The 17596-nt window shown below is 61.9% G+C and carries 15 protein-coding genes; 14 read left to right on the top strand and 1 reads right to left on the bottom strand.

Annotated elements, in window-relative coordinates; genetic code table 11:
* The first annotated feature begins 45 nt into the window (after window positions 1-45).
* The 3 genes from L0962_RS15840 to L0962_RS15830 all read left to right on the top strand — a co-directional run bounded on the left by L0962_RS15840 (window position 46) and on the right by L0962_RS15830 (window position 3585).
* A complete protein-coding gene (locus L0962_RS15840) occupies window positions 46-1182 on the top strand; it encodes a hypothetical protein (RefSeq protein WP_234087443.1) in 1137 nt (378 codons plus the stop codon).
* A gap of 27 nt (window positions 1183-1209) precedes the next feature.
* On the top strand, window positions 1210-2346 hold the full coding sequence (gene dnaJ / locus L0962_RS15835; protein WP_234087442.1) for a molecular chaperone DnaJ: 1137 nt from the start codon (window positions 1210-1212) through the stop codon (window positions 2344-2346).
* 96 nt (window positions 2347-2442) lie between these two features.
* A complete protein-coding gene (locus L0962_RS15830) occupies window positions 2443-3585 on the top strand; it encodes an ABC transporter substrate-binding protein (RefSeq protein WP_234087441.1) in 1143 nt (380 codons plus the stop codon).
* Between the two features lie 61 nt (window positions 3586-3646).
* Here the strand turns inward: L0962_RS15830 and cysS are convergent, their stop codons facing one another.
* Window positions 3647-5014 (bottom strand): cysteine--tRNA ligase, encoded by a 1368-nt coding sequence (gene cysS / locus L0962_RS15825; protein ID WP_234087440.1) that lies wholly within the window; start codon window positions 5012-5014, stop codon window positions 3647-3649.
* A 101-nt stretch (window positions 5015-5115) separates the two neighbouring features.
* Here cysS and L0962_RS15820 point away from each other — a divergent pair, with 101 nt between their 5' ends.
* The 11 genes from L0962_RS15820 (at window position 5116) to L0962_RS15770 (ending at window position 17595) form a co-directional block, all read left to right on the top strand.
* Window positions 5116-6201, top strand: a complete 1086-nt coding sequence (locus tag L0962_RS15820) for a tetratricopeptide repeat protein (protein ID WP_234087439.1) — start codon at window positions 5116-5118, stop codon at window positions 6199-6201.
* Window positions 6201-7508 (top strand): murein L,D-transpeptidase family protein, encoded by a 1308-nt coding sequence (locus L0962_RS15815; RefSeq protein WP_234087438.1) that lies wholly within the window; start codon window positions 6201-6203, stop codon window positions 7506-7508. The genes L0962_RS15820 and L0962_RS15815 overlap by 1 nt, the downstream gene beginning before the upstream one ends.
* Window positions 7505-8071 (top strand): peptidylprolyl isomerase, encoded by a 567-nt coding sequence (locus tag L0962_RS15810; RefSeq protein WP_301332268.1) that lies wholly within the window; start codon window positions 7505-7507, stop codon window positions 8069-8071. The genes L0962_RS15815 and L0962_RS15810 overlap by 4 nt, the downstream gene beginning before the upstream one ends.
* A gap of 12 nt (window positions 8072-8083) precedes the next feature.
* Window positions 8084-8581, top strand: a complete 498-nt coding sequence (locus L0962_RS15805) for a peptidylprolyl isomerase (RefSeq protein WP_234087437.1) — start codon at window positions 8084-8086, stop codon at window positions 8579-8581.
* Complete coding sequence (locus L0962_RS15800) at window positions 8578-9309, top strand: UDP-2,3-diacylglucosamine diphosphatase (RefSeq protein WP_255680877.1); 732 nt, start codon at window positions 8578-8580, stop codon at window positions 9307-9309. The genes L0962_RS15805 and L0962_RS15800 overlap by 4 nt, the downstream gene beginning before the upstream one ends.
* Before the next feature lie 4 nt (window positions 9310-9313).
* On the top strand, window positions 9314-11155 hold the full coding sequence (gene recQ / locus L0962_RS15795) for a DNA helicase RecQ (protein WP_234087435.1): 1842 nt from the start codon (window positions 9314-9316) through the stop codon (window positions 11153-11155).
* A gap of 305 nt (window positions 11156-11460) precedes the next feature.
* Window positions 11461-12342, top strand: coding sequence for an AraC family transcriptional regulator (locus L0962_RS15790; RefSeq protein ID WP_234087434.1), 882 nt, complete (start codon window positions 11461-11463; stop codon window positions 12340-12342).
* A gap of 236 nt (window positions 12343-12578) precedes the next feature.
* Window positions 12579-13538: a DmsE family decaheme c-type cytochrome gene (locus L0962_RS15785; protein WP_234087433.1), complete on the top strand. Its 960-nt coding sequence runs from the start codon at window positions 12579-12581 to the stop codon at window positions 13536-13538.
* Between the two features lie 17 nt (window positions 13539-13555).
* Window positions 13556-16276: an MtrB/PioB family decaheme-associated outer membrane protein gene (locus L0962_RS15780; RefSeq protein ID WP_234087432.1), complete on the top strand. Its 2721-nt coding sequence runs from the start codon at window positions 13556-13558 to the stop codon at window positions 16274-16276.
* Between the two features lie 16 nt (window positions 16277-16292).
* Complete coding sequence (locus tag L0962_RS15775; RefSeq protein ID WP_234087431.1) at window positions 16293-16895, top strand: c-type cytochrome; 603 nt, start codon at window positions 16293-16295, stop codon at window positions 16893-16895.
* A gap of 16 nt (window positions 16896-16911) precedes the next feature.
* Entirely contained in the window at window positions 16912-17595 is a 684-nt protein-coding gene (locus tag L0962_RS15770) for a c-type cytochrome (protein WP_234087430.1), read from the top strand.
* Window position 17596 lies beyond the last annotated feature (1 nt).

Below are 17596 nucleotides of genomic sequence, written 5' to 3'. Positions count from 1 at the left end.
GGGGTGGCTCGCCATCCCCGTTGGCCGTTTACCGAGAGACCGCCGATGTCGAAGCTGCCCCTGCTCCTGCTTGCCCTGCTGCTCCCGGCCGCCCCCGCGCTGGCCAAGGGCGCCGGTCACGAGAGCGGCTATACCGAGGATCTCGACCGGCACTGCCAGGTCTGGGCACCGTCGATGCTGACGCCCTACGACTACGCGCTACGCTACAGCGGCGGCTGCCGCGACGGCAAGGCCGAAGGCAAGGGCAAGGCGGAGTGGCTGTACCGCTACGCCGACATGAAGGTCAAGGCTGCCTGGGAAGGCGAATTCCGTAACGGCGTCTTCCTCGATGGCCAGAAGATCAAGGGCAGCATCGAACCAGCCCCCGGCGACCGCTATGTCATCGCCATGGGAAAAGCCGGCGGCACCGATCTGCATTTCGTCAGCCGCAGCCGGCAGGACGGACCTCCCGTGCTCTGCCAGGTCGAACAGGTTGCCCTGCAGGCCGGCAAGACCGATCTGAGCGACGACGATGCGGCCCGGCGCTTGCTCGAAGCGGGCGCCCGCGCCTACCTCGCGGCCTGTCCGAAGGAAACGCGCAGCCCCGACCTCGGCATTTTTGACGAAGCGCTCCGGCCGCGCGCCAACGGCATGCTCCCCAACCCGGTGGTGCGTGCCCGCTACGACATCGAATCGGGCAAGCTGAACGGCTATTCCAACGAACCCGCGCGCAAGGCCCAGCAGGCCCGGCAACAAGCCGAATACGCCGAGAAACAGGCCGCTGCGCGCAAGCAGTTCATGGACCTGAGCCGGCAATATGGCATCGCCACCTGGATCACGCCTCGGCAACTCGATGAAAACCCCTTCCGCTGGGAAGGCCGGACGGTGGGCGTGATCGTCCGCCTGGAACGCATGCTGACCCGCGACACGGCACTGGTACGCAGTGCCCAGCGTGACTGGAGCGCACCGCTGCAACTGAGCGGCATCGACCCGGACTTTCCGGACAGCAAGCACAGCGTGCTGCTCGTCGCCCGCGTCGGCAAACGCGAGCGCTCGGCCGATGGACGGGACGAGGCCAGCTACCTGACCGTGCAGCGCGTCGCCCATCGCACCTGCGAACGCGACGGCTGCGGCGAGTGGCTGCTGTGGTGGCGCGGCAATAACGACGAATTGGTCTGGGGCGAGCCCTTCACCGCCCGCTAAACGATACGCGAACAAGAGAAAGCGATCATGAGCAAACGCGACTTTTACGAAATCCTCGGTGTCAATCGCGACGCCTCGGACGACGAGATCAAGAAGGCCTACCGCAAGCTGGCCATGAAGCATCACCCCGACCGCAACCCGGACAACCCGGCGGCCGAGGAGAAGTTCAAGGAAGCCAAGGAAGCCTACGAAATACTGTCGGACGCACAGAAGCGCGCCGCCTACGACCAGTATGGACACGCCGGCGTCGATCCGCAGGCGGGAATGGGTGGTGCCGGCGGTTTTGGCGGCGGCGGCTTCGCCGATGCATTCGGCGGCATTTTCGACGAAATCTTCGGCGGCAATCGCGGCGGTGGCGGCGGCGGTCGTTCGAACATCTACCGCGGCGCCGACCTTCGCTACAACCTGGAAATCACGCTGGAGCAGGCTGCCCACGGCACCGAAACCAAAATCCGTATTCCGACCATGGAGGAATGCGACACCTGCCACGGCTCCGGTGCCAAGCCCGGGACTCAGCCAAAAACCTGCACGACCTGCGGAGGCTCCGGCCAGGTACGCCTGCAGCAGGGCTTTTTCTCGATCCAGCAAACCTGCCACACCTGTCACGGTACCGGCCGCATCATTCCGGAGCCCTGCAAACAGTGCGGCGGCGCAGGTCGCATCAAGCAACACAAGACGCTGTCGGTCAAGATTCCGGCCGGCGTGGACGAGGGTGATCGCATCCGCTTGGCCGGCGAAGGCGAGCATGGTGTCAATGGCGGGCCGCCGGGAGATCTGTATGTGCAGATTCACCTGAAGGCGCATGCGGTCTTCCAGCGCGACCACAATGACCTGCATTGCGAAATGCCGATTTCCTTCACCACGGCGGCACTCGGCGGCGAAATCGAAATTCCGACGCTGGATGGCGCTGCAGCCATCAAGATTCCGCCAGAGACGCAATCCGGCCGGGTATTCCGCCTGCGTGGCAAGGGCATCAAGGGCGTCCGCAGCCATACCCATGGCGACCTGATGTGCCACGTCGTCGTCGAAACGCCGGTCAACCTGACCGACCGCCAGAAAGAACTGCTGCGCGAGCTGGAAGAATCGAGCAAGGACTCGGACCACAAGCACAACCCGCGCGCCAAGTCCTGGATGGACAAGGTCAGGGCGTTTTTTGGCGAGTAGCTCCCCCGGCGGCCGATCCCCGGATCGGCCGCATTCCCTGCACTGGCATGACGCTGCTAGAATCCAAAGCTGACAACAGCAATAGGGGAGACGATCATGCATGTCCTGAAACGGCTGGCAGCCATCGGCGCCATCACTCTGTCGAGCCTCTGCTGGGCCGAACCCGGAGTCAGCGATAACAGCATCGTGCTCGGCATGTCCGCCCCCTTCTCCGGCCCGAACGGCGCCTATGGCGAAGACATGCGACGGACCATCAAGGCCTATTTCGAGCAGATCAACAAGGCCGGTGGCGTTAATGGCCGAAAACTTGAACTGATCGCGCTTGACGACGGTTACGAAACCGACCGCACGGTCGCCAATACCAAGGCCCTGATCAAGGACAAGAATGTTTTCGCGCTGCTTTCCTTCTATGGATCGAGCCCGACCACCGAAGCAATGAACAGCGTCTTCGGCCCCGCCAAGGTGCCGCTGGTCGGCACGATTTCCGGGGCCGGCACCCTGCGCGAATCGCTGACCGCCAACCCGAACGGCCGCTACATGTTCCATGTGCGAGCCAGCTATGCGGACGAAACCGAAGCGATTGTCAGCCAGATGGTTTCGCTGGGACTGCGCAGCATTGCCGTTTTCTACCAGAACGATGGTTTCGGCAAGGCCGGCCTGGAAGGCGTGACTGCCGCGCTGAAGAAACACAACCTGGCCCCGTCGGCCGTCGGCACCGTCGAACGCAATTCCCTGGAGGTCGGGCCGGCAGTCGCCGCCATCGCCAAGGGTAACCCGCAGGCCGTCGTCATGGTCACCCTGTACAAGCCGACCGCCGCCTTCGTCCGCGCGATGAAACGGGCCGGACAGCATCCGATGTTCATGACGCTGTCCCCGGTCGGCACCGAACAGCTGGTTCAGGAACTGGGCCAGGAAGCGCGCGGCATTGGCGTTTCCCAGGTCGTTCCCTATCCCTGGAACGATACCGTGCCGGTCGTCCGCGACTACCAGAAGCTGGCCGCCAAACCCGGGGCCTATTCCTATTACGGTCTGGAAGGCTACCTAATGGCACGCACGATGGTCGAAGGACTGCGCCGTGCCGGCAAGGATCTCACCCGGGAAAAGCTGGTGGCGACGCTGGAGGGACTGAATGCCGTCGACTTCGGCGGATACCGCATCAATTACTCACCCGCCCAGCGTGGTGGTTCGCATTTTGTCGAACTGACCGTCATCGGACCGGGCGGCAAGGTATTGCGCTGATTGCTGCGGTCCACCAGGAAAAACGGCCCGAAAACGGGCCGTTTTTCTTTACTTGGGCACTTCAGGCCCGGCGCCAGCTGGTTCCCTGCGGACTGTCGTCGAGCACGATCCCGGCAGCCTTGAGTTCGTCGCGCAGACGATCGGCCTCGGCAAAATTCTTGGCTTTCTTGGCAGTAGCCCGGTCGGCAATGCGCTGTTCAATCCAGGCTTCGTCGGGGCCGCCCTGGCTGCCGGATCGCAGATAGACCAGCGGCTCCCGCAGCAACAGGCCGAGCACGCTGCCAAGCGCCCGCAACAGACCGGACAGCGCGGCACTCTTCTGCCGATTGGCTTCCGTCGCCAGTTCGAAAAGTACCGATACCGCCCCGTGCGAGTCGAAATCCTCGTTCAGCGCCGCAGCAAAGCGCGCCGGGAAATCCTGAGCCCAATCGATGTCGACCGCCGCCGGCGGCACATCGCGCAAGGTGAAGTAGAGACTGTCGAGACTACGCTTCGCATCGTCGAGATGGGCGTCCGAATAATTCAGCGGACTACGGTAGTGCGCGCGCAAAATGAAGAAGCGGACGACTTCCGGATCATATTTGGCCAGCACCTCACGAATGGTGAAGAAATTGCCCAGCGATTTCGACATCTTTTCGTTGTCGACCCGGACAAAGCCGTTGTGCATCCAGTAATTGACGAAGGAGCAGCAATTGGCGCCTTCGGATTGGGCAATCTCGTTCTCGTGGTGCGGAAACTGAAGATCCTGACCGCCGCCATGAATGTCGAAATGCTTGCCAAGCAGCTTCGAGCTCATTGCCGAACATTCGATGTGCCAACCCGGTCGGCCATCGCCCCAACGCGACGGCCAGGCCGGCTCACCCGGCTTGGCGTGCTTCCAGAGCACGAAATCCAATGGATCCTGCTTGGCCTGATCGACCTCGACCCGCTCGCCGGCGCGCAAATCATCGAGCGACTTGCCGGACAGCTTGCCGTAGCCCGGGAATTTTCGGACCGCGTAGTTCACGTCGCCGTCGGTCGCCTGATAAGCCAGCCCATTGGCCGTCAGACGATCGATCAGCTCAAGCATTTCCGGCACGAACTCGGTCGCCCTGGGCTCGTGATCCGGGCGCAACACCCCCAGCGCATCGGCATCGGCATGCATGGCCGCGATGAAACGGTCGGTCAGTTGCTGAATCGTTTCGCCGTTTTCGGCGGCACGTCGGATGATCTTGTCGTCGATGTCGGTGATGTTACGCACATAGGTCACGTCATAACCGCTAGCCTTCAGCCAGCGGTAGACCATATCGAACACAACCATGACCCGGGCATGACCCAGGTGACAAAAATCGTAAACGGTCATGCCGCAGACATACATGCGCACCTTGTTCGGCTCGATGGGCTGAAAAACCTGCTTTTCGCGGTGCAGCGAGTTGAATATCTTGAGCATGACGTGTGTAAAGAAAGGAAACGAGCGCTGTCAGACCTATGGCATCGGCGCCTTCTTTGATAGAATCGGGAAATTAGAAACCTCTGAATTGTAACACGGCGATGACCTCCAAATCCCTGTTCCAGCCTCGCTTCCGGACGCTCCGCGCCCTTGTACTCGGCCTGACCGTCGGCTTCTCGGCTTCCGCCTTTGCCGACAATCTTCCCGATATCCAGCGTCTCATCAAGCAGGGGCAATACCCCCAGGCACTGGAGAAAGCCGATGCGTACCTGAGCAGTCGCCCGAAAGACGCGCAGGGTCGCTTCCTGAAAGGCCTGATCCTGACGGAACTGAATCGCCCGGCCGACGCCATCGGCGTATTCACCAAGCTTTCCGAGGATTACCCGGAACTGCCGGAACCGTATAACAACTTGGCCGTGCTCTACGCCCAGCAAAAACAGTACGACAAGGCACGCACGGCGCTGGAGATGGCGATCCGCACCCATCCTTCCTACGCCATCGCTTACGAGAACCTGGGCGATGTTTACGCCAAGCTGGCCAGCCAGGCCTACGACAAGGCGCTGCAACTCGACGGCACGAATCCGGCGACGCAGAACAAGTTGGCCCTGATTCGCGACCTGATTACCACCTCGGGCAAGGGTAACGTTCGCCCACCCGCGCCGCCGGTGGCCGCCGCCCCGGCCGCCCAGCAACCGGCCCCGGTGGCACCGCCGCCAGCCAAGCCTGTCGCCCCCCCCAGCGCCTCCGTCGTCGCGTCGACTCCGGGCGCGGCCGCCACCACCGTGGCACCGGCCGTCGAACGCCCGGTCGAAACGAAACCGGCACCGGTTGCCAATCCGCAGTCCGGCGCCCAGGAAGAAGTAACCAAGGCACTGGCCAACTGGGCAAAGGCCTGGTCCAGCAAGAACATGAAGAGCTACTTCGCCGCCTACGCCAACGACTTCAACACGCCGAAGGGCATGAGTCGCAAAGCCTGGGAAACCGAACGCGAACAGCGTATTGCCGGCAAGTCCGGGAAAATTTCCGTGTCTTATTCCGATCCGAAGATCACTGTTGACGGCGACCGGGCAACCGTCCGTTTCCGCCAGGAATACAGCGCTCCCGGCCTGAACAGCAGCAGCAGCAAGACCCTGGTCTTCGTGCGTAGCGGCAACCGCTGGCTGATCAAGGAAGAAAACGCCCGCTGATGCGCCTGAGAAGAATCATCCTGCCAGGCGTCGCACTCCTGGCAGTACTGGGCATTGCATTCTTCATGCAGCACGACGACGGAAGCCACGCTTCCGTCGCTTCGTTTGCACCGCCGGATCAATCGCCACCGGTATGGCCCACCCACCAGGAAAACCCGCAACCGCAAGCCAGCACACCGTTGCCGGCCACGGTCTCGGATAGCGGCCCGGATGCGCAGTTGGCGCGCATCTTTGCCGAAATCGAAGCAAACCGCCTGGGCAATGCGTTGCAGCTGACGGAAAACCTGATCCAGCAACACCCCAATTACCGGCTTGCCTACCTGATCAAGGGCGATCTGCTGCTTGCCCGGACACAACCCATCCGCACGATGGGCGCGGCCGCCGGCGCCCCGAGCGAACGGGTGGACGACCTGCGGGCGGAAGCCATCGCCCGGCTGCGTGCCTACCGTGACCGGCCACAGGAAAAATTCGTTCCCCGCTACCTGTTGCAGATGCGGCCGGACCAGCGCTACGCCGTGGTGGTCGACTCCGCGCGTTCGCGGCTCTATCTCTACCAGAACGATGTTGCCAACGGCGGGCGGCCGCGCTTTGTCGCCGACTACTACATCACCCAGGGCAAGCTTGGCGCCGACAAGCTCTCCGAAGGCGACAAGAAAACGCCGATCGGGGTTTACCACGTGACCGCCGACCTTTCCCGCCAGAAACTTCCCGACCTCTATGGCAACGGGGCCTTTCCGATCAATTACCCGAACGAATGGGATCGCCGCCAGGGGCGCAGCGGCAGCGGCATCTGGCTGCACGGCACGCCATCCGACACCTTCGCCCGCCCGCCGCGCGCTTCCGACGGCTGCGTCGTGCTGACCAACCAGGACCTCGACGCGATCCGCAACAACCTTCAGGTCGGCCTGACGCCGGTGATCATCAGCCCGCAAATCGAGTGGCTGTCGCTCGATGACTGGACCCGGGAACGCGACGAACTGAACCGGACCATCGACAGCTGGCGCACGGACTGGGCGAGCCGCGACGTCGAGCGCTACCTGTCGCACTATTCGCGCCGCTTCAATGCCAACGGCCAGGATTTCGCACAGTTCGCCGCCCAGAAGCGCCAGGTCAACAACGGCAAGGAATGGATCAAGGTCGATCTCGCCAATCTGTCCGTATTCCGCAACCCGGGCAAGGAAGACATCCTGGTGGTCACCTTCGACCAGGACTATCGCAGCAACAATCTCAACAACCGGATGAAGAAACGCCAGTACTGGATCCACGAGGACGGTGGCTGGAAAATCATTTACGAGGGAGCCGCATGAACAAGTGCAAACAGCTGGGCATTTTTGCCCTTTTCCTGATGTCGACCGCAGGCGCCATTGCTGCGCCGACCGTTGAGCTGAACACCAATCAGGGGCGCATCGTTGTCGAACTGGATGCCGACAAGGCGCCGAAAAGTGCCGCCAACTTCCTTCAGTACGCCAAGGACGGCTTCTATCAGGGCACCGTTTTCCATCGCGTGATTCCCGGCTTCATGATCCAGGGTGGCGGTTTCGATGCGGCGATGAAGCAGAAAACGCCACGCGCGCCGATCGAAAACGAATCGCGCAACGGCCTGCGCAATGTGCGCGGCAGCATTGCCATGGCGCGCACCCGCGACCCCAACTCGGCCACCGCCCAGTTCTTCATCAACCATGCCGACAACGGCAATCTCGACTACCCATCCTTCGATGGCTGGGGTTATGCGGTATTCGGCAAGGTCGTCCAGGGCATGGACGTCGTCGACCGCATTGCCCAGGTACCGACCGGTAGCGCCGGCATGCACCAGAACGTACCGCGCACGCCGGTCGTCATCGAAAGCGTCAAGATCATCTCGGAAAAGTAAGGAAAGCGCTCCATGTCGCAAGTCAAGCTCACCACCAACCACGGCACGATCACGCTGCAACTCGACGCCGAAAAGGCGCCGAAGACAGTTGCCAACTTCCTGGCCTACGTTGAAGCCGGCCATTACGACGGCACCATCTTCCACCGCGTGATCAAGAATTTCATGATCCAGGGCGGCGGCTTTGTCGTCGGCATGGATCAGAAGCCGACCCAGGATCCGATCGAGAACGAGGCTGCCAACGGTCTGCAGAACGTTCGCGGCAGCATCGCCATGGCCCGTACCAGCGACCCGCATTCGGCCACCGCCCAGTTCTTCATCAACACCGTGGATAACGATTTTCTCGACTTCAAGGCACCGTCCGGCCAGGGCTGGGGCTACTGCGTCTTCGGCCAGGTCGTCGAAGGCCTGGAAGTGGTCGACAAGATTCGCAGCGTGCCGACCGGCAACAAGGGATTCCATCAGGACGTGCCGAAGGAAGACGTGATCATCGAAAAGGCCGAGATCGTTTGATCCTTTTCATTTCCGATCTCCACCTGTCGCCCCGGTCCCCCGGGGCGACTGCTTTGTTCCTCGGCTTTCTCGCCGGGCGAGCACGCCAGGCGGAGGCGCTGTACATTCTCGGCGACCTGTTCGAAGTGTGGGTCGGCGACGATGTCGACGATGCCTGGCACCGCAACATCATCGGCGCGCTGCGCAAGGCCAGCGACCAGGGCCTGAAAATCCACGTCATGCACGGCAACCGCGACTTCGCGCTCGGCCCGGCTTTTGCCGCCGCCAGCGGCGTCACGCTGCTGCCCGATCCCTGCCCACTCGACCTTCCTTCCTGGTCCTTCGTGCTATCGCACGGCGATGCGCTGTGTCTGGACGACCCGGCCTACGTCGCCTATCGGCGAAAAGTCCGTGATCCGGCCTGGCTGACGCGCATGCTGGCCCGACCGCGCTGGTTCCGCCGCCTGCTTGGCAGCTACATCCGCTGGCGCAGCGCCCGCAACAAGCAACGCCGCAACACCTATGAAGACCTGACGCCGGCCGCCACCGACGATTTCCTGCGCGAACACGGCTACGCCACCTTCATCCACGGCCATACCCACCAGCCGGCGACGCACGACCATATCGTCGACGGCATCCATGTCGAACGCTGGGTGCTCGGCGACTGGCACGAGGACCGTGGCGACTGCCTGGTCTGGGACGGCGAGACGCTACGACGCGAAGCCGTGCTGCCGGAAAATCCGGCCTGACGCGATGTCGACCGCAAGCTCCGCCCTCGACGTCCTGCGCGACGTATTCGGCTACCCGGCCTTCCGCGGCGCGCAGGCCGAGATCATCGAGCACGTTGCCCGCGGCGGCGATGCCCTGGTATTGATGCCGACCGGCGGCGGCAAGAGCCTGTGCTACCAGATTCCCGCTCTGCTGCGCACCGGTTGTGCCATCGTCGTTTCGCCGCTGATTGCGCTGATGCAGGACCAGGTGGACGCCCTGACCCAACTTGGCGTCAAGGCCGCCGTCCTCAACTCGACGCTCGACTGGCGAACCGCCCAAGCCGTCGAGCAGGCCATGTTCAACGGCACGCTCGACCTGGTTTACATCGCCCCCGAGCGATTGATGCTCGACCGCACACTGGCCATGCTCGATGCCCTGAACGAGGCAGGCAGGCTGGCCTTGTTCGCCATCGACGAAGCGCACTGCGTTTCGCAATGGGGACACGATTTCCGCCCCGAATATCTGCAATTGTCAGCGCTGCACGAGCGCTACCCGGCGGTCCCGCGCATCGCGCTGACCGCCACCGCCGACCGGGCGACGCAGCAAGAGATGCAGCAACGTCTCGGTCTGGCCGAAGCACGCGTTTTCCTGTCCAGCTTCGACCGGCCGAACATCCGCTACACCGTCGTCGAAAAGGACAATGCCCGCCAGCAACTGCTCGGATTCCTGGCCGGCCGCAAGGGCCAGGCCGGCATCGTCTATTGCCTGTCGCGCAAGAAGGTCGAGGAAACCGCCGCCTGGTTGAGTACCCAGGGTTATCCGGCGCTGGCTTACCATGCTGGCCTGCCGGCCGAGGAGCGTGCTGCCAACCAACGCCGTTTCCTGCGCGAGGAAGGCCTGGTGATGTGCGCGACGATCGCCTTCGGCATGGGCGTCGACAAGCCCGACGTCCGCTTCGTCGCCCATCTCGACCTGCCGAAGAGCATCGAAGCCTACTATCAGGAAACCGGGCGAGCCGGACGCGACGGTGAGCCCTCCGAAGCCTGGATGGCCTACGGCATGCAGGACGTCGCACTGCAGCATGCACGGATCGCCGAATCGGCCGCCGCCGAGCACCAGAAAATCCTTGAAGCGCAACGGTTGACCGCACTGCTCGCCTATTGCGAAGCACCGCGCTGCCGGCGCCAGGTCCTGCTCAACTATTTCGGCGAAGCGCGCGAACCCTGCAACAACTGCGACGTCTGCGCCGAACCGCCCGAACTCTGGGACGGTACCCAGGCGGCGCAAAAGGCATTGTCGGCCATCTACCGGACCGGCATGCGCTTCGGCGTCGGACATCTGATCGATGTCCTGCGCGGCAAGGCCAGCGACAAGATGCGCCAGTGGGGGCACGACCAGTTGCCAACCTTCGGCGTCGGCGCCGATCTGGACGAACGTGACTGGAAGAGCATCTTCCGTCAGTTGGCCGCTGCCGGCCTGGTACACGTGGACATGACCGAGCACGGAGCGCTGCGCCTGACCGAGGAGGCCCGCCATGTGCTCAAGGGACAGCGAACCGTCTCCCTGCGCCGCCCGACGAAAAAGCGTCCGACCACGCCGCGCGGCAACCGTAGTGTGCCGATCAGCGACCTCTCACCAGCCGACGAGGCGCTTTTCCAGTTGCTGCGCAAGTGGCGAGCCGACACGGCACGCGAACAAGGCGTCCCGGCCTACGTCATCCTGCACGACAAGACCCTGCGCGAACTCGCCGAATCGCGCCCGGTCAGCCACGGGCTGCTGGCCGGGATCAGCGGCATGGGTTCGGCCAAGATCGAACATTACGGCGAGGAATTGCTGGCACTGATCCGCGACGAGAACTCGGCAACAAGAATTCCTAATACATAAATCGATTCACTATAGTCGAACGCTATTACTGCGAAAGAAAAAAACAATTATGTTTTTCTCTTCGGGCGCGCTAGTGTCTGCGGCAGTTTTCGGAAGCCTTGGCACAAAGGCAAGAAACATCTAGGAGTTCAGCGCAGAAAAGCTTTGAGACCCGCAATCGGCTCGGCGTCAGTCAAAAAATTCCTCAAGGAACCTCCGCCACCGCTTGCTTGCCCAGGGGAGGGGGTATGTCTGCGCAAGAACGTATCGAATTCAGTACGGAACACGTCGCAGCCGGCGACAAACCGGACTGGTGGGCGGCGCACATGCGGGAACACCTCGGCGTCGACAGTCGGGTGGAGCCCTTTGGTGACCAGGCTTTCGAACAATCGATCGCAGCCTGGTCGCTGGGCGAGGTTGCCATCGGTACGCGCCGGGGCTCGGCATTTCGGGCCAGTTGGCAAAACAGCGAAAGCACCTATGCCTTCGCCGACATCAATATCGAAGGCTACTGCGTCCGACGCCACGAGGGACATCCGGAAATGCTGATGGAACCGCGCAGCATCTGCGTCTTTCCGTTGGCTGACAAGGGAATGATCTTTCACCCGGACAACACCACCCACATGATTCTGGCCTTTCCCGGATCCTTGCTCTCGGAATACTGCCCGGATTGGGAAAGCCAGGCAGGCAAACCTCTGGCCGCCGACGGTGGCCCCGCCGGCATGTTGCTGGACTGGGCGGTTTCGTTCCAGCGCAACGCGGAACAGCTCGGCCGCAGTTGCCGTAGCGCAGCCGGCCGCATGCTGCTCGGACTCCTCGGATCGGCAGTTGGCGCCAAGGAAGATGGTGGAAGCGCCGAATCCTCCCGGCTACGCACCTACCATCGGCAACGGATTCGCCAGTTTATCGAAACCCATCTCGCCGACCCCGAACTCAGCGTTGCCAAGATATCCCAGGCCGTCGGGCTGTCACCCCGCTATCTGCACAGCCTGTTCCGGGACGAACCCTTGCATCTGATGCAATGGGTCCAGGAACGGCGCCTTCAACGTTGCAAACTCGAACTCGGCTCGGCGCAAGGATGGACCATCGCGCAGATTGCCTACGCTTACGGATTCAATGATGCCGCGCACTTCAGCCGGCTGTTCCAGAAGCGTTTTGGACGCTCTCCGCGTGAATTTCGCGAAGAAAACCGGGGCGCTACCCGCTGAACGCCTTGTGCACTTACAGGCAACTAATCGTGCACTTTCCGGCAAGACCGACCTTCCTCCCCTCCTCTATTCTGCCTGCCAGGGAGGTCGGCGGAAAAACCTCCCTGTGACAAAAAAAGCCGGTTGCACGCTATCCGCGTAGCGATTGAAGAGACATAAACATGGAGGAGGGGCTTCTCCAGGCGCTGGCCTGGAGAATTCGTTGCGACGAAGCCCCGATGGAGGAAACAGAAAGCATGGCACTCACCACAAGATCTGCGGTGCGCTTCGGCTTGGTCGCCCTCGTCATGATTGCTGGCATGCTCGGCAAGAATGCGCTGACCGCCGACGATCCGATGCACAAGGCCACCTACATCGGCGAAAAGCAGTGCATCGCCTGCCATGGCCAGGAAAACGCACATTTCCGGGACACCCTCCACGCCAAAGTATTCCGGCAGAACCCGAAGAACGATCAGGAGCGTCAAGTCTGCGAAGCCTGTCACGGTCCGGGTTCGCTGCACGCCAAGGATGCGGAAAACAAGAGCCTGATCATCGGTTTCACCAGGGAATGGGGAACACCGGTCGAAAAGCAGACGGCGCAATGCCTGACCTGTCACCAGGGAGGCAACCGGATGCATTGGCCGGGCTCCGCACACGCGGGAAACAAGCTTTCCTGCAGCGACTGCCACAATCCGATGGCCAAATTTTCAGCGCAGGGGCTGCTCAAGAAAGCCAGCATCACCGAAACCTGCCAGACCTGCCACCGCCAGCAGCGTTCCGAATTTCACAAGCGCTCGCACATGCCGGTTCCTGAAGGGAAAATGAGCTGTGTCGATTGTCATAACCCGCACGGCTCGGTAACCAAGCCACTGCTCAAGGCGGACAGCGTCAACGAACTCTGCTACGCCTGTCACGCCGAAAAACGTGGCCCCTTCATCTGGGAACACGCGCCAGTTCGGGAAAACTGCATGAATTGTCATTCGCCGCATGGCTCGAACCACGACAAGCTGCTGCAGACCGCCCGCCCGCAGTTGTGCCAACAGTGCCACGCCAACACCAATCACCCATCGGCCTTCTATAGCGCCAACCAGACGGCCAACCAGCTCGGGGTGGCCGGCGCCAACCTGAATGCTCGCGTGATGAGCCGATCCTGCCAGAACTGCCATTCGCAGATTCACGGCAGCAATCATCCGGCCGGCTCGCGCTTCCAGCGCTAACGAAGGGGGAGAGGGACATGAAAATACGCACAGTCCAGCACGGCGCCGGCGACGGGGAAACGCACTTCCGTAGCACCTTGATCGCCACCTCGGTCGCTCTGGCCATTGCCCAGTACGGAACGGCCATGGCCGATTCCGGCGTCGGCCAGGACACGAGTATCGGTAATGCAATGCATACCAGAGGCGTTGATCCGGCACGCTATGGCAATCCGCCGGACAGCGAAGGCGTCGGCGCTACCTACGATCCGGTCGCGCACACACCAACCGGCCAGATGTACGAGATGCCGACCCAGGTCAGGGCCGCCGAAACGAAGGTCGGCGAATGGTCCCTGCTGGGCCATGTCGAAGCCGGTGTGATTGGCGTGGATGGCGACCGGAAATCGCAAGGCTTCACACGTTACAAGGATCTGGAGAACGGCCCGTATATCAGCAGTTTCGGCATCAACGCGGAAAACCCGCAAGACAACGGTTTCATCGAAGCGAACGGTGGCGCCGTCGGTCAGGGAGACCAGTTCTACAGCCTGCAATTCGGCCAGTACAACCTCTGGAAAATCAAAGCCTTCTACAACCAGACAACACATACCTTCACAACCAGCTACCGATCGCTTTACGACGGCGTCGGCACCGGCAATCTGACCTTGTCGTCCACCGCCCTGGCCAACGGTGTGCGGGTTGGCGGCATCAAGACACCGGCACTTGATGGCGTCGGCGCAAACACCGTCCAGACGCAAGGCGAATTCGTCACAGCCGGCAACGCCGCACTGGCCGCAACCGGCGAATCGCGACTCGGCATCACGCGCAGCAAGGGCGGCGTTCGGGCTGACCTGAGCTTTCTGGACAAATGGAAATTCTTCGCCAGCTTCACCAGCGAAAAACGCGAAGGTGCTCGCCCCTTCGGCGTTACCTGGGGCGGCGGCGGCACCAATGCCAACGTCGAAATTGCCGAACCGATCGACTATCGGACCAACGACCTGATCGCCGGGGTGCAATACGCCGACAAGCTCAACGCCTTCAATCTCACGGTCAACGCCTCCTGGTTCCGAAATAACATCGATACGCTGACCTTCGACAACATCACCTCAGTCAACAACTTCGGGGCGCTGAATCTCAACGGGGTCACGGCGGCCAACGGCGGCTTCTCGCAGGGACGGCTCGACCTCTACCCGAACAATGACTACTACAGCGCCAAAGGAGAATACGCCCGACAACTCCCGGACCTCTGGAAAGGACGCTTCACCGCCGTCGTTTCGCTGGCCACCTCGCGCCAGAACGACGACCTGATTCCGTTTACGGTCAATCCGAATGTCGTGGCCGCCGGCCTGAGCAACTGGCACACCACGGATTCCCTCAGCCGGAAGACGGCCGACGCGCGCATCGACACCAGGCTCATCGATCTCGGCCTGTCGCTCAATCCGCTGGATACGCTCAACGTCAAAGGCAAGGTCCGCTATTACGAAACCAGAAACCATACCGAATTCCTGCTCTGCAACAGCGCGGCCGGCGGCGATCCGGCGAATACCGCCAGCGGCTACGGCTGTACGGGCGTCTGGGGTCGCGTGGTCAACGACGGCAGCGGCACCTCCTTCGGCTCGACGGCGACCGGCAACGCCTACATCCGCAATATCCCGTTCGACTACAAGCAACTGATCTACGCTGTCGATGCCGACTACCGGCTTGGCAAGGCCAGCAGCATCAGCGCCGGCTACGAGCGGGAAATCTATCACCGCGACCATCGGGAGCGCGACGAAACCTGGGAAGACAAATACAAGCTGGGCTACGTCAATCGGGGGGTGCGCGACGGCACGCTGCGCCTTTCCTTCGAACATGACCGACGCCGCGGCGACGAATACCAGACCCATCATCCCTATACGGATTTCTACAGCGGCTATCTGTGGGACCCGTCCACCGCTGTCGGCACCAATCTGACGACTTTCGTGGTGCACATGAATTCGCGGCTACGCAAATACGACCTGGCAGACCGCAACCAAAACATCGTCAATGCCCGCTTCAACTACATGCTTCGACACGACCTCGATCTGGGCATTGCCACCCAGTTCAAGGACATGAAATACCCCGATTCCGAATACGGACGCGTCGACCACCAGCGCCTGGGATCGCTCAACCTTGATCTATCCTGGCAACCCGGCGCCCAGACCAACGTTTACGCCTTCTATTCCCGGCAGCAAGGCAAGATCAAGCAACAAGGCGTGCCCAGCGGCGCGGTGGCCGGCTTCAACTGCAACATCGGCAATAACGGTTTGACCATCGACAACGCCGAATACTTGTGCGCCGATCCGAATACCGGACGAGTATTCAACGCCGCCAATCTCTGGTCGCAAACGCACCGCGACACCAGCGACACCTTCGGGCTCGGCGTCAAGCAGATGATCCGCGACGTGCTGGTCGACATGAATTACACCTACTCGCTGGGCCGCACCGAGATCAGCTACAGCACCCCGGCCAACATGGCCGCTGCACAGGCGGCACTGGCCGGTAGCGGATTCGAGGACCTGAAAACCTCTCAGCACACCCTTGAACTGAACATGCTCAAGCCGCTCAGCAAATCGGTTCTGGTCCGCCTGCTCTACCGACACGAACGCGGCAAGATCGACGACTGGCATTACAACGGCCTGGGCGGCGTCATCCCGATCGGCACCGGTGCCGGCGTATTCATGGACGGCGGCGCACAGGGCTACCGGATCAACATGCTCGGCGTCCTGCTCAATGTCCGGCTGTGACTTTTGGGGAACTAATGTGAAAAGACACCAGATTACCCGCGCTTGCCTGTTCATCGGCGCCTTGTTCGGTGCCACACCGGGTTGGAGCGCCGATGCCGGGGAACTCGCCGGCAGCATCTGCATGGCCTGCCACGGAGAAGGCGGCAACAGCGTGGTACCGAACTTTCCGAAACTGTCCGGTCAACATGCGACCTACCTCGAAAAGCAGCTGAACGAATTCCTCAGCGGCAAACGCCGGAACGATGTCATGGCACCGATCCTGGACAGCTTCAGCAAACAGGACGTGCCGGCGCTGGCAGCCTGGTACGCAGCCCAAAAGCCGACACCCGGCACGGTCGGCGACCCCGGCCTGCTCGCCGCCGGCAAGGCGATCTACGAAGACGGCAATGTCGAAACCGGCGTTCCCGGCTGCATGGGCTGCCACCAACCGCGCGCCCAGGGCAATGCCCGCTACCCGAGGCTGGCCGGTCAGCATCAGGCCTACACGCTGCAACAGATGAACGATTTCAAGAGCGGCGTCAGGGACAACGACAAAGGGAAGGTCATGCGCGCCGTGGCGGAACGGATGACCGAACAGGAAATGCAAGCGGTCGCCGAATACATGGCCAGCCTGCAATAATCGGGGAGAAAGCTTCGTGAAAAAACATCTGTTCATCCTGTCCCTGCTGCTCGCCGCAGCAACCCAGACCGGCGCCGAGGAAAACCAGCCGCACGCCGCCGGTATCGAGAGCGACGGCTATGTCTGGAACGCCATGTACGCGGAAAAGCTGCAGGCGTTGAGCGCTCGCGGCGATGCCCTGCGCGGCGAAATCGCCTTCGAGATCTGCCAGGGTTGCCACCGAGCCACCGCGTTAGGACGTCCCGACGGCAGCTATCCGCGGCTGGCCGGACAACATGCCACGGTACTGATCAAACAGATGACCGATGTGCGCGCCGGACGGCGCGACAACAAGAAAATGTTCCCGTTCATCGACAAGCACGCCGTGACCCCCCAGGAAATCGCCGACATTGCGGTCTACCTGCAGGCCCTGCCGGTTCCTCCCGACAATGGCAAGGGCGATGGCAACAACCTGGCGCGAGGCGAGGAAATCTATGCCCGCGACTGCATCGTCTGCCACGGCAATAAGGGGCAGGGGGACAGCGCCAGATTCTATCCGCGCGTCTCCGGCCAACACTACAAGTATCTGCTGCGCGAATCGATCCTGATCCGCAACGGCGATCGACGCAATGCCAATCCCGACATGGTCAGCACCATCAAGCCGTACGACGACAAGGATTTGCAGGCGGTCGCCGACTACATGTCGCGCTTCGCCCCCTGAT

Origin of the sequence: Azonexus sp. R2A61 (assembly GCF_021401135.1) — a bacterium.
Classification (GTDB): domain Bacteria; phylum Pseudomonadota; class Gammaproteobacteria; order Burkholderiales; family Rhodocyclaceae; genus Azonexus.
The sequence above is the reverse complement of the archived record's forward strand: the minus strand, read 5'-3'. Positions and strand labels throughout refer to the sequence as shown.